A 17608-nucleotide genomic window follows, 5' to 3' on the forward strand; every position below is an offset into this window, starting at 1 on the left:
GTCGATGTCGCAGATGCCCCAGCAGACCGCACTGCCGAAGTGCCCGAGCTGCGCGGAGCCGGTGGAGCCGGGTGACCTGTTCTGCGGAGCGTGCGGATACGACCTTTCGGTGGTGCCCGCGCCGCCGCCGGACCGTCCGGCGCTCCCCCTGACCGGTTCCGCCCCGCCCGGGAACGGCGCCGGCGCTCCCGGGCCCGTGCCGGACGGGCAGCCTTCCGGGGCCGGGCAGCCGGCCGGGACCGGGGTGCGGTTCGACGCGCCGGCGGAGCCCGACGAGTATCCGCTGCAGGCCCCGGACCCGCGGCAGGCCGCCGGCGGTGCCGCCCCGGCCGGCGCGGCGCGGCTGTGCGTGGCCTGCCGGGCGGGCCGGGTGGACGACGACGGCTACTGCGAGAACTGCGGACACGCCCAGCCCCGCGAACGCGACCACATGGAGCGGGAGTCGGGCCCGGTGGCGGCCGTCAGCGACCGCGGGCTGCGCCACCACCGCAACGAGGACGCCTTCGCCGTGGGCCACACCACGCTGCCCGACGGCACCCCGGCGGCGCTCGCGGTCGTCTGCGACGGCGTGTCCTCGGCGACCCGCCCCGACGCCGCCTCCCAGGCCGCCTCCCAGGCGGCCGGTGACACCCTGCTGGCCGCGCTGCCGCACGGCACCCACCCGCAGCAAGCCATGCACGAGGCGATCGTCGCCGCCGCGCGGGCCGTCGACGCGCTCGCCGGGGAACCCGCCACGGCCCGCGAGCACGCCCCGCACCAGAACGCGCCGGCCTGCACGATCGTCGGCGCGGTCGTCACCCCGGGGCTGCTGGTGGTCGGCTGGGTCGGCGACAGCCGGGTCTACTGGGTGCCCACCGACCGCTCCGCGCCGCCCGCCCGGCTGACCGAGGACGACTCCTGGGCCGCGCAGATGGTGGCCGCCGGCCTGATGAGCGAGGCCGAGGCGTACGCCGACGAGCGCGCCCACGCCATCACCGGCTGGCTCGGCGCGGACGCCTACGAACTGGAGCCGCACACCGCGTCCTTCACCCCGGACCGGCCCGGCGCGGTGGTGGTGTGCACCGACGGACTGTGGAACTACGCCGAGACCGCGCAGGAGATGTCCGAGGTGGTTCCGCCGGACGCGGCCGCCCGTCCGCTGCACGGCGCCCGGGTGCTGGTCGGGCACGCCCTGGACGGCGGCGGCCACGACAACGTAACAGTGGCGGTGCTGCCGTTCCCGGCGCCGTCACCGGGGGCAGGATCGGTCTGACGGCCGGGGCGGACGGGCCTGCGGCACGGGGAAGCCGGGGCGGACCGGAGGGGACCGGTCCGCTCACAGTCAGCGCCTCGCCCCGGCGAGGTGTCCGAGGGGGATGCGAACAAGCATGGCCAATCTCGCCAAGCCGAACGTGCCGCGGTTCGCGGTGGAGGTCTACCAGAACGCGTACCTGCCCGAGGGCGGCGACCGGGTCGACGCCATCGTCACGGTGACCGCGACCGGCGGCACCGGAGCCGCACCCGGGTATCCGCCGGGCGGGGCGCCGGCCGCCGTGGCCGTCATGGTGGACTGCTCCGGTTCCATGGAGCACCCGCCGGCCAAGATGCGGGGCGCCCGCGACGCCACGGCCGCCGCGATCGACACCCTGCGCGACGGCACCCGCTTCACGGTCATCGGCGGCACGCACGTGGCCCGGGAGGTCTATCCGGGCGGCGGGCGGCTCGCGGTCGCCGACGCCGTGACCCGGGAGCAGGCCAAGCAGGCGCTGCGCCGGCTGAGCGCGGGCGGCGGCACGGCCATCGGCACCTGGCTGCGGCTGGCCGACCGGCTGCTGTCCGCGGCGGACGCCTCGCTGCGGCACGGCATCCTGCTCACCGACGGCCGCAACGAACACGAGTCGCCCGAGGACCTGCGGGCCGCGCTGGACGCCTGCGCCGGGCGGTTCACCTGTGACGCGCGGGGCGTGGGCACGGACTGGGACGTGAAAGAAGTCACAGCGATCGCCTCGGCGCTGCTCGGCACCGCCGACATCGTCGCCGATCCGGCCGGTCTCGCCGCCGACTTCACCCGGATGATGGAGACGGCGATGGGCAAGGAGGTCGCCGACGTCCGGCTGCGGGTGTGGACGCCGGCCGGCACGACGATCCGGTTCCTCAAGCAAGTCGCCCCGGCCGTGGCGGACTTGACCGGCCGCCGCAGCGAGGCCGGCCCGCGCGCCGGGGACTACCCGACCGGGTCCTGGGGCGAGGAGTCCCGCGACTACCACCTGTGCGTGACGGTCCCGCCGGCCGGGCTCGGCCAGGAGATGCTGGCCGCGCGGGTCTCCCTGGTGGCGCCGGAGACGGACGGAACCGTGCAGAACCTCGGCGCGCAGGGGCTCGTCCGGGCGGTGTGGACCGACGACCTGGCCTCCTCCACCGGGATCAGCCCTCAGGTCGCCCACTACACCGGGCAGGCGGAACTCGCCCAGGTCATCCAACAAGGACTCGATCTCCGCAAAGCGGGTGATTCCGATGGAGCAACGGCCAAACTGGGCCGTGCGGTTCAGCTCGCGAGCCGCTCGGGGAACGCCGATACTGCGAAACTGCTTGCGAAGGTGGTGGACGTGGTCGACGCCGCGACAGGTACTGTGCGGTTGAAGACGAGGGTCGCGGAGGCCGACGAGATGACTCTGGAGACCCGGTCCACCAAGACTGTTCGTGTGAAGAAGTGAGGCCGCCGCGACCGGCGACAGCGCGACGGACCCTCAGGAGAAGGGGAAGCCCCGACATGCCGACCTGCCCGAACGGACATCAGTCGGGTTCCGACGACTGGTGCGAGGTCTGCGGTCACCGCATGGCCGGTGCCGTACCTCCGCCCCCGCCGCCCCCGGCCGCCGGAGGCTACGGCTTCCCGCCGCCCGCGGGCGGCGCCGGCCGGCCCGGGGCGGACCCCGAGCCGGAGCTGTGCCCGCAGTGCCGCACGCCCCGCGAGGGCGGCGCGCCCTTCTGCGAGGAGTGCCGGTGGAACTTCCTGACCAACACGGCCACCTCCTACACCCCGGCCGCGCCGCCCCCGGCGCAGTCGCGGTTCCAGCCGCCGAGCGCGACGTACGGCAGCGGTGACGGGTACGAGTACCAGGGCTCGCGGCCCTCGCAGGTGAACCGGCCCGCCGAGCCGATCCCGTCCTTCGGCGCCGAGCCGTCGGGCCCGACACCGTTCGGCGCCCATCGCGCCCCGTCCGCCCCGCCGCAGGTCCCCGGCCCCTCGGGCCCGCCCGCCTTCGGCCCCGGCGGCCGGCGCCCTCCGGCACCGCCGCAGGGCTTCGGCCAGATCCCCGGGCAGGGTCAGGGTCCGGGTCCCGGGCAGGGTCAGGGTCCGGGTCCCGGGCAGGGTCAAGGCCCCGGCCAGGGTCCTGGGCAAGGCCCTGGGCAGGGTCAGGGCCCCGGGCAGGGTCAGGGTCCCGGGCAGGGTCAGGGTCCCGGGCAGGGTCCTGGGCAGAGCCAGGGCCCTGGTCAGGGTCCGGGTCAGGGCCGGGGTCCGGGTGCCGGTGGTCCGTCCGGGCCGGCCGGGTTCGGCGGTCAGGGTCAGGGTCCCGGCGGTCCGGGGGGTCCGGCCGGGTTCGGCGGCGACCGGGGTCAGGGACCGGGTCAGGGCTTCGGCGGTGGCTTCGGCGGCCCGGGCCAGGGTCAGGTACCCGGCGGAGGCTTCGGCGGCCAGGGCCAGAACCCCGGCGGCCCTGGTGGCCTCGCGCGTCCCGGCGGGCCCGCTCCGACCGGGCCCGGTTTCGGCGCCGATCCCTCGCGGCCGGTACCCCCGCCGCCCGGCCCGACCCCGCCCGCCGGTCCCGGCGGCCCCGGCGGTGCCCCGCAGGCGTTCCAGCAGGCGGGAGCGCCGGCGCCGCCCGCGTTCCCGCGCGAGACCGGCCGGCCCCCGGCCGGCGGCCCGCCCGGCAACCCCTCCTTCGGCGGCGGTGACGACGACTGGGTGCTCCCCCCGCCGTCCACCGGCCAAGGCCAGGGTCACGGCCAGGGGCAGGGTCCGGGCGGCCAGGGCGGCGGATACGGCTATCCGCAGCCCGGCACGGGCCAGGTCCCGGCCGGTCCCGGCGGTTTCCCGCCGGCGGCCCAGCCGGACACCTGGACGGCGACCATCGGCCCGGACCGCGCGTACTTCATGGCGATGATGCAGCGTTCCGGTCCCGAGGCCGCGGGTCTGAACCTGCCCGCGTACTCGCCCGAGCAGCAGCGCACGCTCGCCGGCAACCAGGTCACCATCGGGCGCCGCCGGCACTCCACCGGCGACACCCCGGACATCGACCTGTCGGTGCCGCCGGAGGACCCGGGCGTCTCGCACCAGCACGCGGTGCTGGTGCAGCAGCCGGGCGGCGGCTGGGCGGTCGTCGACCAGAACTCGACCAACGGCACCACGGTCAACATGTCCGAGGAGCCGATCCAGCCGTTCGTGCCGGTCCCGCTCCAGGACGGCGACCGGGTGCACGTGGGCGCCTGGACGACGATCACCGTCCGCCGGGGCTGACCGCACTCACGGCAGCGGCCAGGCGTACGGCCCGTCCGGGGCGTCCAGCCAGACCCGGGCGTGCCCGCCGTCGACCGTGACGCCGTAGCGGCCGCGGCCGGGCTCGCCGGCGCGCTGCCACAGCGCGTACGCCTCGCACGGGTCGAGGGCGTCCCGGGTCAGCGCGAGCAGGAAGCGGAGTGTTTCCTGCTCGCGGGCCCGGCCGGGCAGCCCGGTCAGGCGGAGGCCGGCGGGCCGCGGGCCGCCCTCGCCGCGCAGCGGCACGAAGAAGGCGGCACCGGGCAGGAAGCGGCCGTCGGCGTGCTCCGCGTCCCGCACGGTCAGGGCCAGCAGCCCGGTGGCGAGCGGGGTGAGGACGCGCGCGCCGGGGCGGCACTGGGCGAGCCAGGCGCGCGGCACCGTGGGCAGCTCGCAGGTGGCGATGATCCGGTCGAAGGGCGCGCGTCCGGGTACTCCGCGGGCGCCGTCGCCGGTGACGACGGCCGGGTGGCGGCCGGCCGCGGCCAGGTGCCGCCGGGCCGACTCGGTGATCTCCGGTTCCAGGTCGACGGTGGTGACGAGGTCGTCGATGCCGAGCCGGTGGGCGAGCAGGGCCGCGTTGTAGCCGGTGCCGGCGCCCACCTCCAGGACCCGGTCGCCGTCCTGGACGCCCAGGGCGACCAGCATCCGGGCCATCAGCGAGGGCTGGCTGCTGGAGGAGAGCAGCTCGCCGTCGCGCAGCCGGGTGGCCAGCGGTTCGTCGGCGTAGGCGCCGCGCACCCAGCGCTCCCGCGCGGCCGGTTCGGGACTCTCGCCCCAGCGGCGTTCGTAACCGTGCGGCCCGGGGACGTAGTAGTACGGCACGAACAGGTGCCGGGGCACCGCCGCGAACACCTCCCGCCACACCGGGTCCGCGTCCCAGACGCCCTCGGCGCCGATCCGCCGCACCAGCTCGGCCCGCGCCTCGGCGCCGAGCCGCTCGGTCCCGGTGTCGTAGGCGCCCATGGCTCCACAGTAGGTGCGGGCGGTCCCCGGGCGGGTGGGGCGGGACCGGTCCTAAGCCTGGAGTCCTGGGCCGGCGGGTCTGAGACGATGGAGGGGTGAATGAGATTCGGCGCGGCACGCTTCAGGAGCAGACCTTCTACGAGCAGGTCGGCGGGGAGGAGACCTTCCGCCGGCTCGTCCACCGTTTCTACCAGGGAGTCGCCGAGGACCCGGTCCTGCGGCCGATGTACCCGGAGGAGGACCTCGGGCCGGCCGAGGAGCGGCTGGTGCTGTTCCTGATGCAGTACTGGGGCGGTCCCACCACCTACAGCGAGAACCGCGGCCATCCCCGGCTGCGGATGCGGCACGCCCCGTTCACCGTGGACCGCGCGGCGCACGACGCCTGGCTGCGGCACATGCGGACGGCCGTCGAGGAGCTGGGGCTGTCGGAGGAGCACGAGCGGACGCTGTGGAACTACCTCACATACGCCGCCGCGTCGATGGTGAACTCCCCCGGCTGAGACCGCCCGCCCGGACGCCGGGCCGCTGAAGCCCGGATTCCGGCCGGCCCGCCCGGCGCCCGGCTCACCCTGACCGACCGGCTGGCGAGCCCCGCGGTCCGGGTCCGGGTCCGGGTCGTCGGCGTGTACCGGCCCGCCCCGGTCACGGCACCGTACTGGCGGCTGGACGACCTGCTTGGCCGCGGGGTGCTGACGTCCCGCACGACCAGGCGGTGGCGGGCGAGGTCCGCCGTACGGTGGCGGTCCGCGACGGCCGTACCTCCACCGAGGTGCTGCGCCGCAGCGAGATCGACGCGGCGACCGGCCGTGAGACGGTCGTCGCCCGCGAGTACGCCACGCTCGACCGCGCGGGCCGCCTCCAGCTCCCCGCCGACTGCCTCCACGCCCTGCACCTGCGCGACCGCGTGGCCCTGGAACCGGAGTCCGACCACATCGGGGCGTATGGCCGGACGCAACGGAGTGACAACGCACCCAGCCGGGTGCGTGGTGGGTCAGCGGACGCTGAGGCCGAAGGAGCCGAGTCCGCTCTCGCGCACGGCCACCGAACCGTACGGCGTCCGCAGCCGCAGCCACGCCCCGCAGGTCAGCAGCGCGATGTCGCCGGGCCCGGTGCCCGGCCGCAGGAAGCCCAGCGACTGGGCCGCGTGCACGGCCCGCACGGGCAGAGCGGTGGACCCGATCCGCCGGGACCAGATGTCCCGCCCGATGCGGTCCAGCTCCGCACGGGTGCGCGCCTCGGCCGGCAGGTCCCCGGTGCGCGAGCGGAACTCGGCGACCGCGGCGGCGACGGCGGCGCGCAGCGCGTCCGGCGCGGGCAGTCCGGGCTCGGGCCGCCAGCCCGCGCGCGGCGGCAGCACCCCGGCCCACGGCGGTCCCGTGACCGCGCCCGGGACGGCGGCGGTGACCGCGCGCTCGTCCACGGACTCCAGCAGCTCACCGGCGGAGACGGTCACGTCGAGGGCGGCCTCGAGCCCGTCCTCGTACGGCTTGGCCAGCCGCACCGCGCGGACGGCCAGCACCTCGAAGGACGGCGGCCGGCCGAAGACGGCGAGGGCGGTGCCGGCGGCCTGCAGCCGCACCGCGGCCCCACGGTCGTAGTGGAGCAGCCGGGAGAGGAAGGCGGCGAGGTCCGCCGCCTCCGTCTCGTCGGCCAGGTGCAGCACCGTCATGCGGCGACGGCCTCCTCGCCGGCCCCGTCGGTGTACTGCTGGAGGAACTCGCGTTCCTCCGCGGTGATCCGGCGGGGCCGCTGGGCCTCGAAGTCGAACGGCACGACCACCGTCGAGGCCCGTACGTAGACCACGTCGTCGTCCTTCACCTCGTAGGCGATGGTGAAGGACGCGGCCTTGATCTCGGTGACCCACAGCTCGATGTCCACCGGGTGGTGCCGGTGGACGAGCTGCCGCTTGTAGTCGATCTCGTGCCGCGCCACCACGGACCCCTGCCGGAACTCCTTGTCCGGGCGGAACAGGAAGTTGATCCGGGCTTCCTCCAGGTACCGGATGAAGACCGCGTTGTTGACATGGCCGTACGCGTCCATGTCGGACCAGCGCAGGGGGCAGCGGTAGACGTGACGCAAGACCGATCAGCCCCGGGTCAGCTTCTTGTAGGTGGCGCGGTGCGGGCGCGCGGCGTCCGCGCCGAGCCGCTCGATCTTGTTCTTCTCGTACGACTCGAAGTTGCCCTCGAACCAGAACCACTTCGACTCGCCCTCGTAGGCGAGGATGTGCGTGGCGACCCGGTCGAGGAACCACCGGTCGTGGGAGACGACCACGGCGCAGCCGGGGAAGTCCAGCAGGGCGTTCTCCAGGCTGGAGAGCGTCTCCACGTCGAGGTCGTTGGTGGGCTCGTCGAGGAGGAGCAGGTTGCCGCCCTGCTTCAGGGTCAGCGCCAGGTTGAGCCGGTTGCGCTCGCCGCCGGAGAGGACACCGGCCGGCTTCTGCTGGTCCGGGCCCTTGAAGCCGAACGCGGACACGTACGCCCGCGACGGCATCTCGACCTGGCCGACGTTGATGTAGTCGAGCCCGTCGGACACGACCTCCCACAGCGTCTTCTTGGGGTCGATGTTCTCGCGGCTCTGGTCGACGTAGGAGATCTTGACGGTGTCGCCGACCCTGATGTCACCGGAGTCCGGCGTCTCCAGCCCCTGGATCATCTTGAACAGGGTGGTCTTGCCGGCGCCGTTCGGGCCGATGACACCCACGATGCCGTTCCGCGGCAGCGTGAAGGACAGCCCGTCGACGAGGATCTTCTCCCCGAAGCCCTTGTGCAGGTCGTTGACCTCGACCACGACGTTGCCCAGCCGCGGGCCCGGCGGGATCTGGATCTCCTCGAAGTCCAGCTTCCGCATCTTGTCGGCCTCGGCGGCCATCTCCTCGTACCGCGCCAGACGCGCCTTGGACTTGGCCTGCCGCCCCTTGGCGTTGGACCGCACCCACTCCAGCTCTTCCTTGAGCCGCTTCTGCCGCTTGGCGTCCTTCTGGCCCTCGACCTTGAGGCGGGCCGCCTTGGTCTCCAGGTACTTGGAGTAGTTGCCCTCGTAGCCGTGGAGGCGGCCGCGGTCGACCTCGCAGATCCAGCCGGCCACGTTGTCCAGGAAGTACCGGTCGTGGGTGACGGCGACGACGGTGCCCGGGTACTTGGCCAGGTGCTGCTCCAGCCAGTTCACGGACTCGGCGTCGAGGTGGTTGGTGGGCTCGTCGAGCAGCAGCAGGTCGGGCTGCTGGAGCAGCAGCTTGCACAGCGCGACACGGCGGCGCTCACCACCGGAGAGGTTGGTCACGGGCCAGTCGCCGGGCGGGCAACCCAGGGCGTCCATGGCCTGCTCGAGCTGGGCGTCCAGGTCCCAGGCCTCGGCGTGGTCCAGCTCCTCCTGGAGCTTGCCCATCTCCTCCAGCAGCGCGTCCGAGTAGTCGGTCGCCATCAGCTCGGCGATCTCGTTGAACCGGTCCAGCTTGCCCTTGATCTCGGAGACACCCTCCTGGACGTTCTCCAGGACGGTCTTGTCCTCGGTCAGCGGCGGCTCCTGCAGCAGGATGCCGACGGTGTAACCGGGCGAGAGGAAGGCGTCACCGTTCGACGGCTGTTCCAGCCCCGCCATGATCTTCAGCACGGTCGACTTACCGGCACCGTTCGGGCCGACGACACCGATCTTCGCCCCCGGCAGGAAGCTCAGGGTGACGTCGTCGAGGATCACCTTGTCGCCGTGCGCTTTGCGCGCCTTGCGCATGGTGTAAATGAACTCAGCCAAGAGAAACCGTCCGGCAGCTTGAAATCTGGCAGTGGGCAGATACACCCCATCTTGCCTGAACGCCAGCCTTGGGTGTTAACCCATCCGGCCCGGGCGCGCTGACCTGGGGATTTCGCAGCCGCGCGCGGCGGCTCGCCCGTCACTGCGGGTCGCCGGTGGCGGCAACCGGCATCACTGCGGGCCGTCGCCGGTCGGCCACCGGCATCATTGCGGGTCGTCGTCGGCCGGCCACGGGCGTGCGGATACGGCCCGGGGGCGGACGGCGTCCGCGCACGGCGCGGGGGCGGCCCGGGGGCTGGGGGCACCCCGGCCCGGCCCGGCGCGCCGGACCGACGTGCCCGCCGGGACGAGCGTGACGGGGTGCCCGCTCCTCTTCCCCTACGTGGACGACCCGCCCTCTTCCCCGACGTGGACGGTCCGCCCCTCCCGTCCGGATCGCCGTCCGGTCACTGGTAGACCTTGCCCTCCTGGGGTGAGCCTTCGTATTTCTCCTGGGCTTTCGCCAGCGCCTCGGCCGCGGAGAGCCCTTGGCTCATGAGTTCCTTCTGCAGGGCCGCCTTGAGCTTGCTGCTGCCCTCGGCCGCCGCGTTGACGGACCAGGGTGTCCGGCAGGCATAGATCAGCAGCGACTTGTACCTGCTGAACGCAGGCGCGCTGTCGATGATGACGGCCAGCGGCGGGGTCTCGGCCTTCCTCGCCTCGGCGAAGGCGTCGGCGACCTTGTCGGACCATTGGAAGTCCAGCAGGACCGCCACGTCGCAGTAGTCCACCAAGCCGGTCACGCGGTCGATCTCCAGTGAGAGTTCGGTGGCGTGGTGGGGCTGGACGTACTCACCCGGTGCGTCGGTGGTGGGCTCCACCCCGGCGTTCGCGAGGGCGTCGGGCAGCGACGCGAAGACTTCGGCGTTGGCCCCGACCCGGTTCAGGCTCTGCTCCGACTGAACGGCGAAGCCGTACTGCCGTGGCGTGCCGACGGCGATGGGATGCTTGTCCTCGTACCCGTGCGAGAACCACGCCAGCATGTCGGAGTGTTTCGGTCCCGAGGCGCTCTTGAGCAGGGCGACCGTTCCCCGGCCCAGGCCCTCGATGTCGAAGGTCCGCCTCTCCAGCCTGGGCATCTCGGGCTGTCCCTTGCGCCAAGTGCGATCGGCGTCCAGAACGGTGTTCGCCGCCCGCTCCTCGTACTGCTCCATGGACTCCGGCGGCGCGGTGGCCTGCGCCGTCGACGCGCCGCCGATCGCGGCCTCCATCGCGGCGACGGTCACGTTGTGCTCGGCCAGCTGCTCCAGGGCCTTGGCGGGCGTCAGCTGCTTCACCACCGCCTCGTGCTTGTTGATCTCGATGAGCTTCTGCCACACCCAGTTCTTCTGCGCGGGGTTCAGACGAGGGCTGCCCGCTCCGGCCCAGTTCTGGAAGAAGGCCTGCGAGGTCTTCGACAGCACGCGCTGCACGACGCCGGTGCGGGCCCCGGCCGCCGCCGGCGTGGTGCGGTGTTCCGGGGCCGTGGAACGCTGCACGCCCTTCGGCTGCCGTCCCAGCTGGGCCGCCGTGCTCTCGGCGTCACGTTCCAGGGCGTCGGTGGGGTGGCTGACACCCGTGGGAACGTTTCCGGCCCGCTGCTGGCGGACGTGCTGCAACTCGTGCCGCAAGGTGTGGTCGTCCATGTCGGCCGCGCTGCGGAACACGATCCGGTTGGTGTTCGTGGTGTAGGCCTTGGCCCCGAGAGCCTCGGCCGAGTCGCGGTCGACGTGGACGCGGACGTCGCTGAAGTCCTCGCCGCCGAAATCGCCCTCCATCTTGTGCTGGACGTCCGCCCGCATCGGGCTGCCCGCGGTCCGTGTCACGGCCTCGGCCCGGGCCATGGCGTCGGGCTGCACCGTCAGGTCCTCGGCCAGCCTCTGCGTGGCGGTGACATGACCACAGTCCGCGTCGTGCTGGTGGCGCTCGGGTTCCATCAGACGGGCGACCGCGGCGTTGCCGATCGTCCGCTGGAGGGAGCGAGCGGCCGCGGGGGACATCCGGCCGGTACGCCCGGCGGCAGCGGGGCCGCCTCGGAGGAGGGCCGGGGCCCGGTCGGCCTGCCGAGGAAGCGCCCGCTTGTCGTCCGGCTCGGCGAGACGCTGCTGTCTGTCGGCACGCATGGCCGCTTCCTCTCGTGTATCCACGTACAGGTCAGGCACCCATGCTGCCGCGCCGCCCGGCCGGCGTGAAGGAGGAAGAGGGCAGGACGGGAGGAAAGTCGCCTGCCCGAATGTACTGACGGCTCGCCTGGGCTGCACTCGCTGCCCGCCTCGGCCGTACGACGCCGTTGCGGAAGTGCACGCGGGATCACATGCGCCACAAGGGCGCCGCATACCGCTCCGGGCGGCTGTCGACGAGCAGTCGGCGCAGCTGATGCCGGTGGGAGCCGCTGAGGCCCAGGGCCTCCGTGAGGCGGCGGAACGTCGTGTGGGTGACTCCCCGGGCGCGGGCCTGCGTCTCGAACGCGTCGAGCCGGGACCAGACGGCGGCAGGATCGAGGTGCATGGGCGACTGCTCGGCAACGCGTGCCGCCTTGTCACGTTCGTAGTCGATCTCCGAGAAGCCGCAGATCTCACGGCTGTACGCCTCGGCCTCGTCCAGCGCCGCGGTCGTCATGAGGGCGCGGGCGAGCCGGTTGCGGCCGACCGCGTCGTCCAGGTCGACTTCGTGCACCGTGGGTCCCTCGTCGGTGAGGGGCACGGGCAGGCCGGCGTCGCGTACCTCGCAGACGCCGCGGACCCCCCGGGCCGTCGCGGCGAGCATCGCTGTCGCCTCGGACGGGTGCCACCCCAGAACCTCGCCGATCACCTCCACGTCCCGTGCAGTGAAGGTGTGGACGAGGGGACCGAGCAGGGGCCGCAGCTCGTCCGCCGGGATCTCGCCGTCGAGTCCCGGGCCCGCGACCAGCAACCGGATCGGCGCGTTGACCTGGCAGCAGGCGGCGAGCGTGAGGGCGTCGGCCAGCGGACTCCTGAGCGTGGGTTCGTCACCCTCGGCGAGGATGTCCCCTCCGACGTCCAGCAGATCGACCGACGTGGGGCTCAGGTGCTCCACCAGCTCTTCGAGCTGGCGCGTGATCCCTTCCGCGCCGTGGTGCGGATCGAGCAGGGTGAAGGTGTGCCGCAGCTCTGCCGCGAGCCGGGGCAGGGTGGAGCCGGCCGGCGCGACCGGCCGGGCCGTGGCCGGGACCGACCAGACGGAGCGGGTGACCGGTTCGAGTCCCGAGAAGTTCCCCGGCCCGCGCGGGCCCGGGAGCGGGTCGATCAGAAGGCGGTCCCAGGCATAGGTGAAGATCACCACCGGGTCCCCGTCGCCGTAGAGGGCGGCGTGCAGCATCACGGCGGCGACGGCGTCGCCCCCGCCTCCCGCTGCGACGATCAACCGCGTCATGTATCCACCCTAGGGCCGGACCAAGTCACGCGCTCAGCCTGTCGGGGTGCGGAACCATTCACCGCCTTTTGTGCCACTTCGCCACCCGCAGTGACACCGTTCAGGTTTGGCGGAAACAAACCGTTGTCGCTTCGGGGTGCGCCGCGCAGCCTTGGAGGCGCGGGAGCGCTCCCACGCTTCCGCACCCAACCCCACAGTGAGACCGCTCCCCCACAGGAAGAACACCCCCATGCATTGTCATGAGCATGAACGTCGTACCGGTCGTCGGCTGATGCTCGTCCTGAGCACCCTCGTCGCGGTGCTGGTCAGCCTGATCACCTGGGGCGGCACCGCCTCCGCGCACGGCTCGGTGATCGACCCCGCCTCCCGCAACTACGGCTGCTGGCAGCGCTGGGGCAGCGACTTCCAGAACCCGGCGATGGCCCAGCAAGACCCCATGTGCTGGCAGGCCTGGCAGGCCAACCCCAACGCCATGTGGAACTGGAACGGCCTCTACCGCAACGGCTCCGCCGGCAACTTCCAGGCCGTCATCCCGAACGGCCAGCTGTGCAGCGGCGGCCAGACCGAGAGCGGCCGTTACAACTCCCTGGACGCCGTCGGCCCCTGGAAGACCACGGACATCGGCTCCAACTTCACCGTGAAGCTGTACGACCAGGCCAGCCACGGCGCGGACTACTTCCTGGTCTATGTCACCCGGCAGGGCTTCGACCCCACCACCCAGCCGCTGACCTGGAACGATCTGCAACTCGTCACCCGCACCGGCAAGTACGCGCCCAGCCAGAACTACTCGATCCCCGTGACCACGTCCGGCTACAGCGGCCGGCACGTCGTCTACACCATCTGGCAGGCCTCGCACATGGACCAGACCTACTTCCTGTGCAGTGACGTGAACTTCCGCTGACCCGATCCGCCCTCACGTCAGCCCATCCGCTCCACCCGCTCCACCCGCTCACCCGCCTCATCCGCTCGACCCGCTCACCCTCCAACGGACCCGGCCCGACGCCGACTGAACCGGGCCGGGTCCGACTGGACCGGGATGCGCCCGCCCACTGGGAGCGCTCCCGGGGCCCGCAGTCAGCCAGCAACTCCCTTATCCCCCGTCCCCACCCTCACCCCCTCCCCTCCCACACCGCTCCCCGCTCCCCTCCCACACCGCTCCCCGCTCCCCGCTCCCCGCTCCCCGCTCCCCGCTCCCCAGGAGGCGTACATGCCCTCACTGCCCGTGCGATGCCCGCGTTGGGTACGCAGACCCTGGACGGCAGCCGTGGCCCTGCTCGCGCTGGCGGTGTCCCTCCTGGTCGCCGCACCGGCCAGCGGCGCGGGCAGCGCCGCCGGATGCCGGGTCGACTACACCGTCAACGAGTGGACCGGCGGCTACACCGCCCAGATCCGCGTCACCAACCTCGGCGCCTCGCTGAGCGCCTGGCGGCTGACCTGGACCTACGGCGGTGACCAGCACGTCACCTCCGCCTGGAACGCCACCGTCACCCAGACCGGCCGCGCCGTGACCGCCGTGGGTACGGACTGGAACGCCGCCCTGCCCAGCGGCGCCGGAGCCGACTTCGGCCTCCAGGGGACCTGGGGGACCGCCGACCCGAAGCCCACCGATTTCAGCCTGAACGGCGTGTCCTGCTCCGACGACGGCACCGTGCCACCGACCACACCGCCCACCACTCCGGGCACTCCTCCTCCCACCCAGCCGCCCGCCGGCTGCGGCAGCGCGGCCCTCTGCTCCGACTTCGAGGACCAGGCCGGCACCACCCCGTCCGGCAACTGGCGCTTCACCGCACCGGACTGCCAGGGCACGGGCACGGCCACCGTGGACACGGCCGTCGCGCACAGCGGCACGAAGTCGCTGCGGGTGGACGGGCGGGCCGGGTACTGCAACCACGCCTTCGTCGCCGCCACCACCGACCTGTCCTCGGTCGGCCCGGTGCTGTACGTCCGCCTGTGGGTCCGGCACACCACCGCGCTCCCGTCCGCCCACGTCGCCTTCGTGTCCATGCCGGACAGTTCGCAGGGCGGTCGGGCGCTCCGGGTCGGCGGCCAGAACGGCGCCCTGCAGTGGAACCGGGAGAGCGACGACGCCACGCTGCCCGCGCAGAGCCCGGCCGGGGTGGCACTGAGCAGGCCGCTGCCGACGGGCAGTTGGCAGTGCCTGCGGTTCGCGGTCGACACCTCCGCGCCCAAGCTGGACACCTGGCTCAACGACGAGCAGGTGCCCGGCCTGCACGCCGACGGCGTACCGACGCAGGACGTCGACCAGCAGTGGCTGTCGCGGACCACGCCGCCCCGGCCGACCGCGCTGCGCCTCGGCTGGGAGAGCTACGGCACCGGTGACGACACCCTGTGGTTCGACGACGTGGCGGTCGGTTCGGCACCGATCGGCTGCTGACCAGGGTCGGCGGCCGGTCGACGAGGGTCCACAGCCGGCCGCCGGTCCGCGGCCGATCGGCGAGGGTCCACGGCCGGTAGACGAGGGCCCGCGGCCGGCCTCCGGCCCGGGTCGTCCGTCACGCCCCGGGGGGCGTGTCCTTCCTGCGGAGCACGATCAGGACGGCGCCGCCGATCACGACCAGGCCGATGGCCACCCCGGCGATCAGGGGAGTGATGGCGGAGCCGCCCGTCGCGGCGAGGTCGGTGGTGGTGGTGTCCGTGGCGCTGCCGCCGACCGAGGCCGGGCTGGGCTCGGTGGTGAGCTGGGCCGTCTGCGTCGTGATCGCGCCCTGGGTCGCACAGTCCAGGACGCCGGTGAAGCGGTGGCTGAAGCCGTACGGTCCGGTGATCGTGAAGTCGTAGGCCTGGTCCTCCTGGAGCGGCACGGTCACCGTGCGGGAGGCGCCCGCGGGGATGGTGTGCGCGGTGCCCATCAGCTGGAAGGTGAACGGCTGGTCGCCCTTGTTGACCGTGGTGATGTCCAGGCCGCTCTTGGCGCAGTTCTCGCGGGCCGACACCGCCGGTATCGGGCCCTCGGCGGCCCAGCCGGCCGTCGCGGTCGCGGAGACGGTGGACTCGCTGGAGCCGGCCAGGATCTGTGTCTGGCTGCGGCTCTCGGCGGCGAAGGCGCGGCCCACCGGCACGGTCGTCGACGCCAGCACGGTCAGTTCGGCCGTGCCGTCCGCCGCGTCCTCGGGGACGTCGAAGAACAGCCGGCTGCCGTCCTTCGCCGAGGTGATCACCTTGCCGTTCTTGTCGACTATCCGCACTCCGCTGGCAGCCGCGTCCGCCGGCGGGCTCACCGTGACCGCACTCGCGTTGGTGTGCACGGTCACCGGCCCCAGCCGAGCGCCCGGCCGGCCGGAGACCGCGGGCGGGTCCAGGGTGAGCGACGCCTGCGGCTCGCCGGCGCTCCGGGCGCTCTTCTCCAGATAGTCGGCGAGCTTCTCCGCCTGCGGGTCGACGGCGTCGACGTCGGCGCCGTCGGAGTAGCGCCAGATGGCCACCTGGGTGCCGGCCGCCGCGTCCTGCTCGGTCAACCCGCTCGTGCCCGCCTGCCGCGCGAGTGCGGCGAGGTCGTTGACCTGGGGGTAGGAGTGCTCGAGTATCCAGCGGATGCGGCCCGCGTGCTTGTTGGTGCCCAGCGAGGTGCTGCTCCAGGGTGTCTCCTGGTATATGGCGTCCCGCTGGGTCGGGCTGTGCAGGTCGACGCAGTACGTCTGGAGGGTGCCGCCGCCGTCCACGGACATCTCGAACAGGCCCGCCGCCACCCGCTGGTCCGCGCCGTCCTCGTGGATCACCGCCTCGCCGTAGGTCTTCAGACCGTTGGTCGTGGCCGTCGCCCCGCCCTGGGGCCGCGGTGTGTCGTCGGCCACCGCCGTACCGGCGCCGGACAGCACGCCGGCCGCCATGAGGCCGGACACCGTGGCGGCGGCGGCCAGACGGGCCGTTCCGGTGGAGCGGCACAGCCCAGTGAACGCAGCAAGCACAGAATTCCCCTTCGAGCAGGACCCGTTGGACGTGGGGGACGGTCCCACCAGCAGAATCGGCAGCCCCTAGGGGCACGCTCGGCATCCTATGGATCACCCGGAGTCCGACCCGGCGGTCGGATCATCGGACGGCCGATCCGATCCGTAATCGTTATCGCCGGGACCGTCCACGAACTGTCGATATCGACAAATCCACCGGTGGGTAAGGCGGTTCGGGAGGCAGGGCACCTCTGGCCGACCGCCGAGCCGGCAGACCACGGACCCGGATGGCCACGGACCCGGATGGCCGCCGACCCGGATGGCCGCCGACCTGGCGGGCCACCGACCCTGCAGGCCGTCGATCCGGCAGACCGCCGGCCTGGGTGGCAGTCGCGGGTGGCGGCCGCGGGCTCGCGTCAGTCAGTCCGTCGCGGCCGACGTCATGTCACCGCCGCAACCTCATCCGCCTGTTGCTCCGCCGGCCCGTCGTCGCCCTCCCGCCGGTCCGCCGGGCTCGGTGTCTCCCAGTTCGGTTCCGGGCGGGCCGCGGTGGGCGGTGTCTCCGGCCGGGCCGCCCGCTGGAAGAGCGCCGTACCGCGTGACAGGTCGTGGCCGATCGCCACGGCGTCGATGTCGGCGGAGGCCCACGGCTGCTGCCCCTCCCGCGTCTCCGTGCGGACCTTCAGCCGGCCCTGGACGACGACCGGCTGGCCCACCTCCACGCACGCGGCCACGTTGACCGCGAGCTGGCGGTTGGCCCACACGGTGAAGAAGTTGGTGTGCCCGTCCGTCCACGCGCTCTTCTCGCGGTCCCAGTAGCGCGCGGTCACCGCCAGCCGGAACCGGGCCGACGGACCCGCCGCCGACTCGCGGTAGACCGGCTGCGTCGCCACGTTCCCCACCGCGCAGACGATGGTCTCGTTCATGTCCTCGCTCCCCTCCCCGCCCGTCCCGTTCCGGCCGGGCGGACACACGTACGGGCCCGTCCCGTACGGCTGCGTCTGCCGTGCCGGCGCGTACGACTGCCGTACGCGCCCGCACGTCCCGCCGACCGCCCGCG

Annotated in this window: 14 protein-coding genes and 1 pseudogene; 7 read left to right on the forward strand and 8 right to left on the reverse strand. The window is 73.3% G+C overall.

Going from position 1 to position 17608, the window contains the following annotated elements:
* The first annotated feature begins 4 nt into the window (after positions 1-4).
* The 3 genes from ACH4OA_RS04530 (at position 5) to ACH4OA_RS04540 (ending at position 4498) form a co-directional block, all read left to right on the forward strand.
* Positions 5-1252: a PP2C family serine/threonine-protein phosphatase gene (locus tag ACH4OA_RS04530; RefSeq protein ID WP_397967578.1), complete on the forward strand. Its 1248-nt coding sequence runs from the start codon at positions 5-7 to the stop codon at positions 1250-1252.
* Between the two features lie 115 nt (positions 1253-1367).
* Positions 1368-2693: a VWA domain-containing protein gene (locus ACH4OA_RS04535; RefSeq protein WP_397947774.1), complete on the forward strand. Its 1326-nt coding sequence runs from the start codon at positions 1368-1370 to the stop codon at positions 2691-2693.
* Between the two features lie 56 nt (positions 2694-2749).
* The gene (locus tag ACH4OA_RS04540) at positions 2750-4498 is read left to right on the forward strand and encodes an FHA domain-containing protein (RefSeq protein WP_397967580.1); all 1749 of its coding nucleotides are present in this window, start codon (positions 2750-2752) and stop codon (positions 4496-4498) included.
* Positions 4499-4504: 6 nt separating this feature from the next.
* On the opposite strand, the gene ACH4OA_RS04545 is transcribed toward ACH4OA_RS04540, so the two are convergent.
* Positions 4505-5482, reverse strand: a complete 978-nt coding sequence (locus ACH4OA_RS04545) for a methyltransferase domain-containing protein (protein ID WP_397947743.1) — start codon at positions 5480-5482, stop codon at positions 4505-4507.
* Between the two features lie 95 nt (positions 5483-5577).
* On the opposite strand from ACH4OA_RS04545, the gene ACH4OA_RS04550 reads away from it, so the two are divergent.
* Complete coding sequence (locus tag ACH4OA_RS04550; RefSeq protein WP_365881773.1) at positions 5578-5982, forward strand: globin; 405 nt, start codon at positions 5578-5580, stop codon at positions 5980-5982.
* 194 nt (positions 5983-6176) lie between these two features.
* Positions 6177-6445 (forward strand): annotated as a pseudogene (locus ACH4OA_RS04555) (ABC transporter ATP-binding protein); the annotation flags it as partial.
* Between the two features lie 28 nt (positions 6446-6473).
* Here ACH4OA_RS04555 and ACH4OA_RS04560 read toward each other — a convergent pair.
* The 5 genes from ACH4OA_RS04560 to ACH4OA_RS04580 form a co-directional block, all read right to left on the reverse strand.
* On the reverse strand, positions 6474-7151 hold the full coding sequence (locus ACH4OA_RS04560; RefSeq protein ID WP_397939821.1) for a hypothetical protein: 678 nt from the start codon (positions 7149-7151) through the stop codon (positions 6474-6476).
* A complete protein-coding gene (locus tag ACH4OA_RS04565; RefSeq protein ID WP_365881777.1) occupies positions 7148-7561 on the reverse strand; it encodes a thioesterase family protein in 414 nt (137 codons plus the stop codon). Before ACH4OA_RS04565 ends, ACH4OA_RS04560 begins: the two co-directional genes overlap by 4 nt.
* A gap of 6 nt (positions 7562-7567) precedes the next feature.
* Complete coding sequence (gene ettA, locus ACH4OA_RS04570) at positions 7568-9232, reverse strand: energy-dependent translational throttle protein EttA (RefSeq protein WP_365881779.1); 1665 nt, start codon at positions 9230-9232, stop codon at positions 7568-7570.
* 446 nt (positions 9233-9678) lie between these two features.
* The gene (locus ACH4OA_RS04575; RefSeq protein WP_397967581.1) at positions 9679-11373 is read right to left on the reverse strand and encodes a DUF4157 domain-containing protein; all 1695 of its coding nucleotides are present in this window, start codon (positions 11371-11373) and stop codon (positions 9679-9681) included.
* Positions 11374-11560: 187 nt separating this feature from the next.
* Positions 11561-12643 (reverse strand): DUF1152 domain-containing protein, encoded by a 1083-nt coding sequence (locus tag ACH4OA_RS04580; protein ID WP_397967583.1) that lies wholly within the window; start codon positions 12641-12643, stop codon positions 11561-11563.
* Positions 12644-12872: 229 nt separating this feature from the next.
* Here ACH4OA_RS04580 and ACH4OA_RS04585 point away from each other — a divergent pair, with 229 nt between their 5' ends.
* Positions 12873-13544, forward strand: a complete 672-nt coding sequence (locus ACH4OA_RS04585; RefSeq protein ID WP_397939816.1) for a lytic polysaccharide monooxygenase — start codon at positions 12873-12875, stop codon at positions 13542-13544.
* A 306-nt stretch (positions 13545-13850) separates the two neighbouring features.
* Positions 13851-15038, forward strand: coding sequence for a cellulose-binding domain-containing protein (locus tag ACH4OA_RS04590; RefSeq protein ID WP_397939815.1), 1188 nt, complete (start codon positions 13851-13853; stop codon positions 15036-15038).
* 118 nt (positions 15039-15156) lie between these two features.
* Here ACH4OA_RS04590 and ACH4OA_RS04595 read toward each other — a convergent pair whose 3' ends face one another.
* Both ACH4OA_RS04595 and ACH4OA_RS04600 read right to left on the reverse strand, forming a co-directional pair.
* Complete coding sequence (locus ACH4OA_RS04595; protein WP_365883360.1) at positions 15157-16491, reverse strand: Cys-Gln thioester bond-forming surface protein; 1335 nt, start codon at positions 16489-16491, stop codon at positions 15157-15159.
* Between the two features lie 497 nt (positions 16492-16988).
* On the reverse strand, positions 16989-17474 hold the full coding sequence (locus tag ACH4OA_RS04600; protein WP_397939813.1) for a single-stranded DNA-binding protein: 486 nt from the start codon (positions 17472-17474) through the stop codon (positions 16989-16991).
* Between the last annotated feature and the right edge of the window lie 134 nt (positions 17475-17608).

It is taken from the genome of Streptomyces sp. NPDC017095, from assembly GCF_044332325.1.
GTDB lineage: Bacteria > Actinomycetota > Actinomycetes > Streptomycetales > Streptomycetaceae > Streptomyces.

What these genes read in the sequence shown, in the direction of transcription:
- ACH4OA_RS04530 (WP_397967578.1), top strand. Translation starts at nt 5, where the DNA reads ATGTCGCAGATGCCCCAGCAGACCGCACTGCCGAAGTGCCCGAGCTGC.
- ACH4OA_RS04590 (WP_397939815.1), top strand. Translation starts at nt 13,851, where the DNA reads ATGCCCTCACTGCCCGTGCGATGCCCGCGTTGGGTACGCAGACCCTGG.
- ACH4OA_RS04560 (WP_397939821.1), bottom strand. Translation starts at nt 7,151, where the DNA reads ATGACGGTGCTGCACCTGGCCGACGAGACGGAGGCGGCGGACCTCGCC.
- ACH4OA_RS04595 (WP_365883360.1), bottom strand. Translation starts at nt 16,491, where the DNA reads ATGGCGGCCGGCGTGCTGTCCGGCGCCGGTACGGCGGTGGCCGACGAC.
- ACH4OA_RS04535 (WP_397947774.1), top strand. Translation starts at nt 1,368, where the DNA reads ATGGCCAATCTCGCCAAGCCGAACGTGCCGCGGTTCGCGGTGGAGGTC.
- ACH4OA_RS04580 (WP_397967583.1), bottom strand. Translation starts at nt 12,643, where the DNA reads ATGACGCGGTTGATCGTCGCAGCGGGAGGCGGGGGCGACGCCGTCGCC.
- ACH4OA_RS04585 (WP_397939816.1), top strand. Translation starts at nt 12,873, where the DNA reads ATGCATTGTCATGAGCATGAACGTCGTACCGGTCGTCGGCTGATGCTC.
- ACH4OA_RS04600 (WP_397939813.1), bottom strand. Translation starts at nt 17,474, where the DNA reads ATGAACGAGACCATCGTCTGCGCGGTGGGGAACGTGGCGACGCAGCCG.
- ACH4OA_RS04575 (WP_397967581.1), bottom strand. Translation starts at nt 11,373, where the DNA reads ATGCGTGCCGACAGACAGCAGCGTCTCGCCGAGCCGGACGACAAGCGG.
- ACH4OA_RS04545 (WP_397947743.1), bottom strand. Translation starts at nt 5,482, where the DNA reads ATGGGCGCCTACGACACCGGGACCGAGCGGCTCGGCGCCGAGGCGCGG.
- ACH4OA_RS04540 (WP_397967580.1), top strand. Translation starts at nt 2,750, where the DNA reads ATGCCGACCTGCCCGAACGGACATCAGTCGGGTTCCGACGACTGGTGC.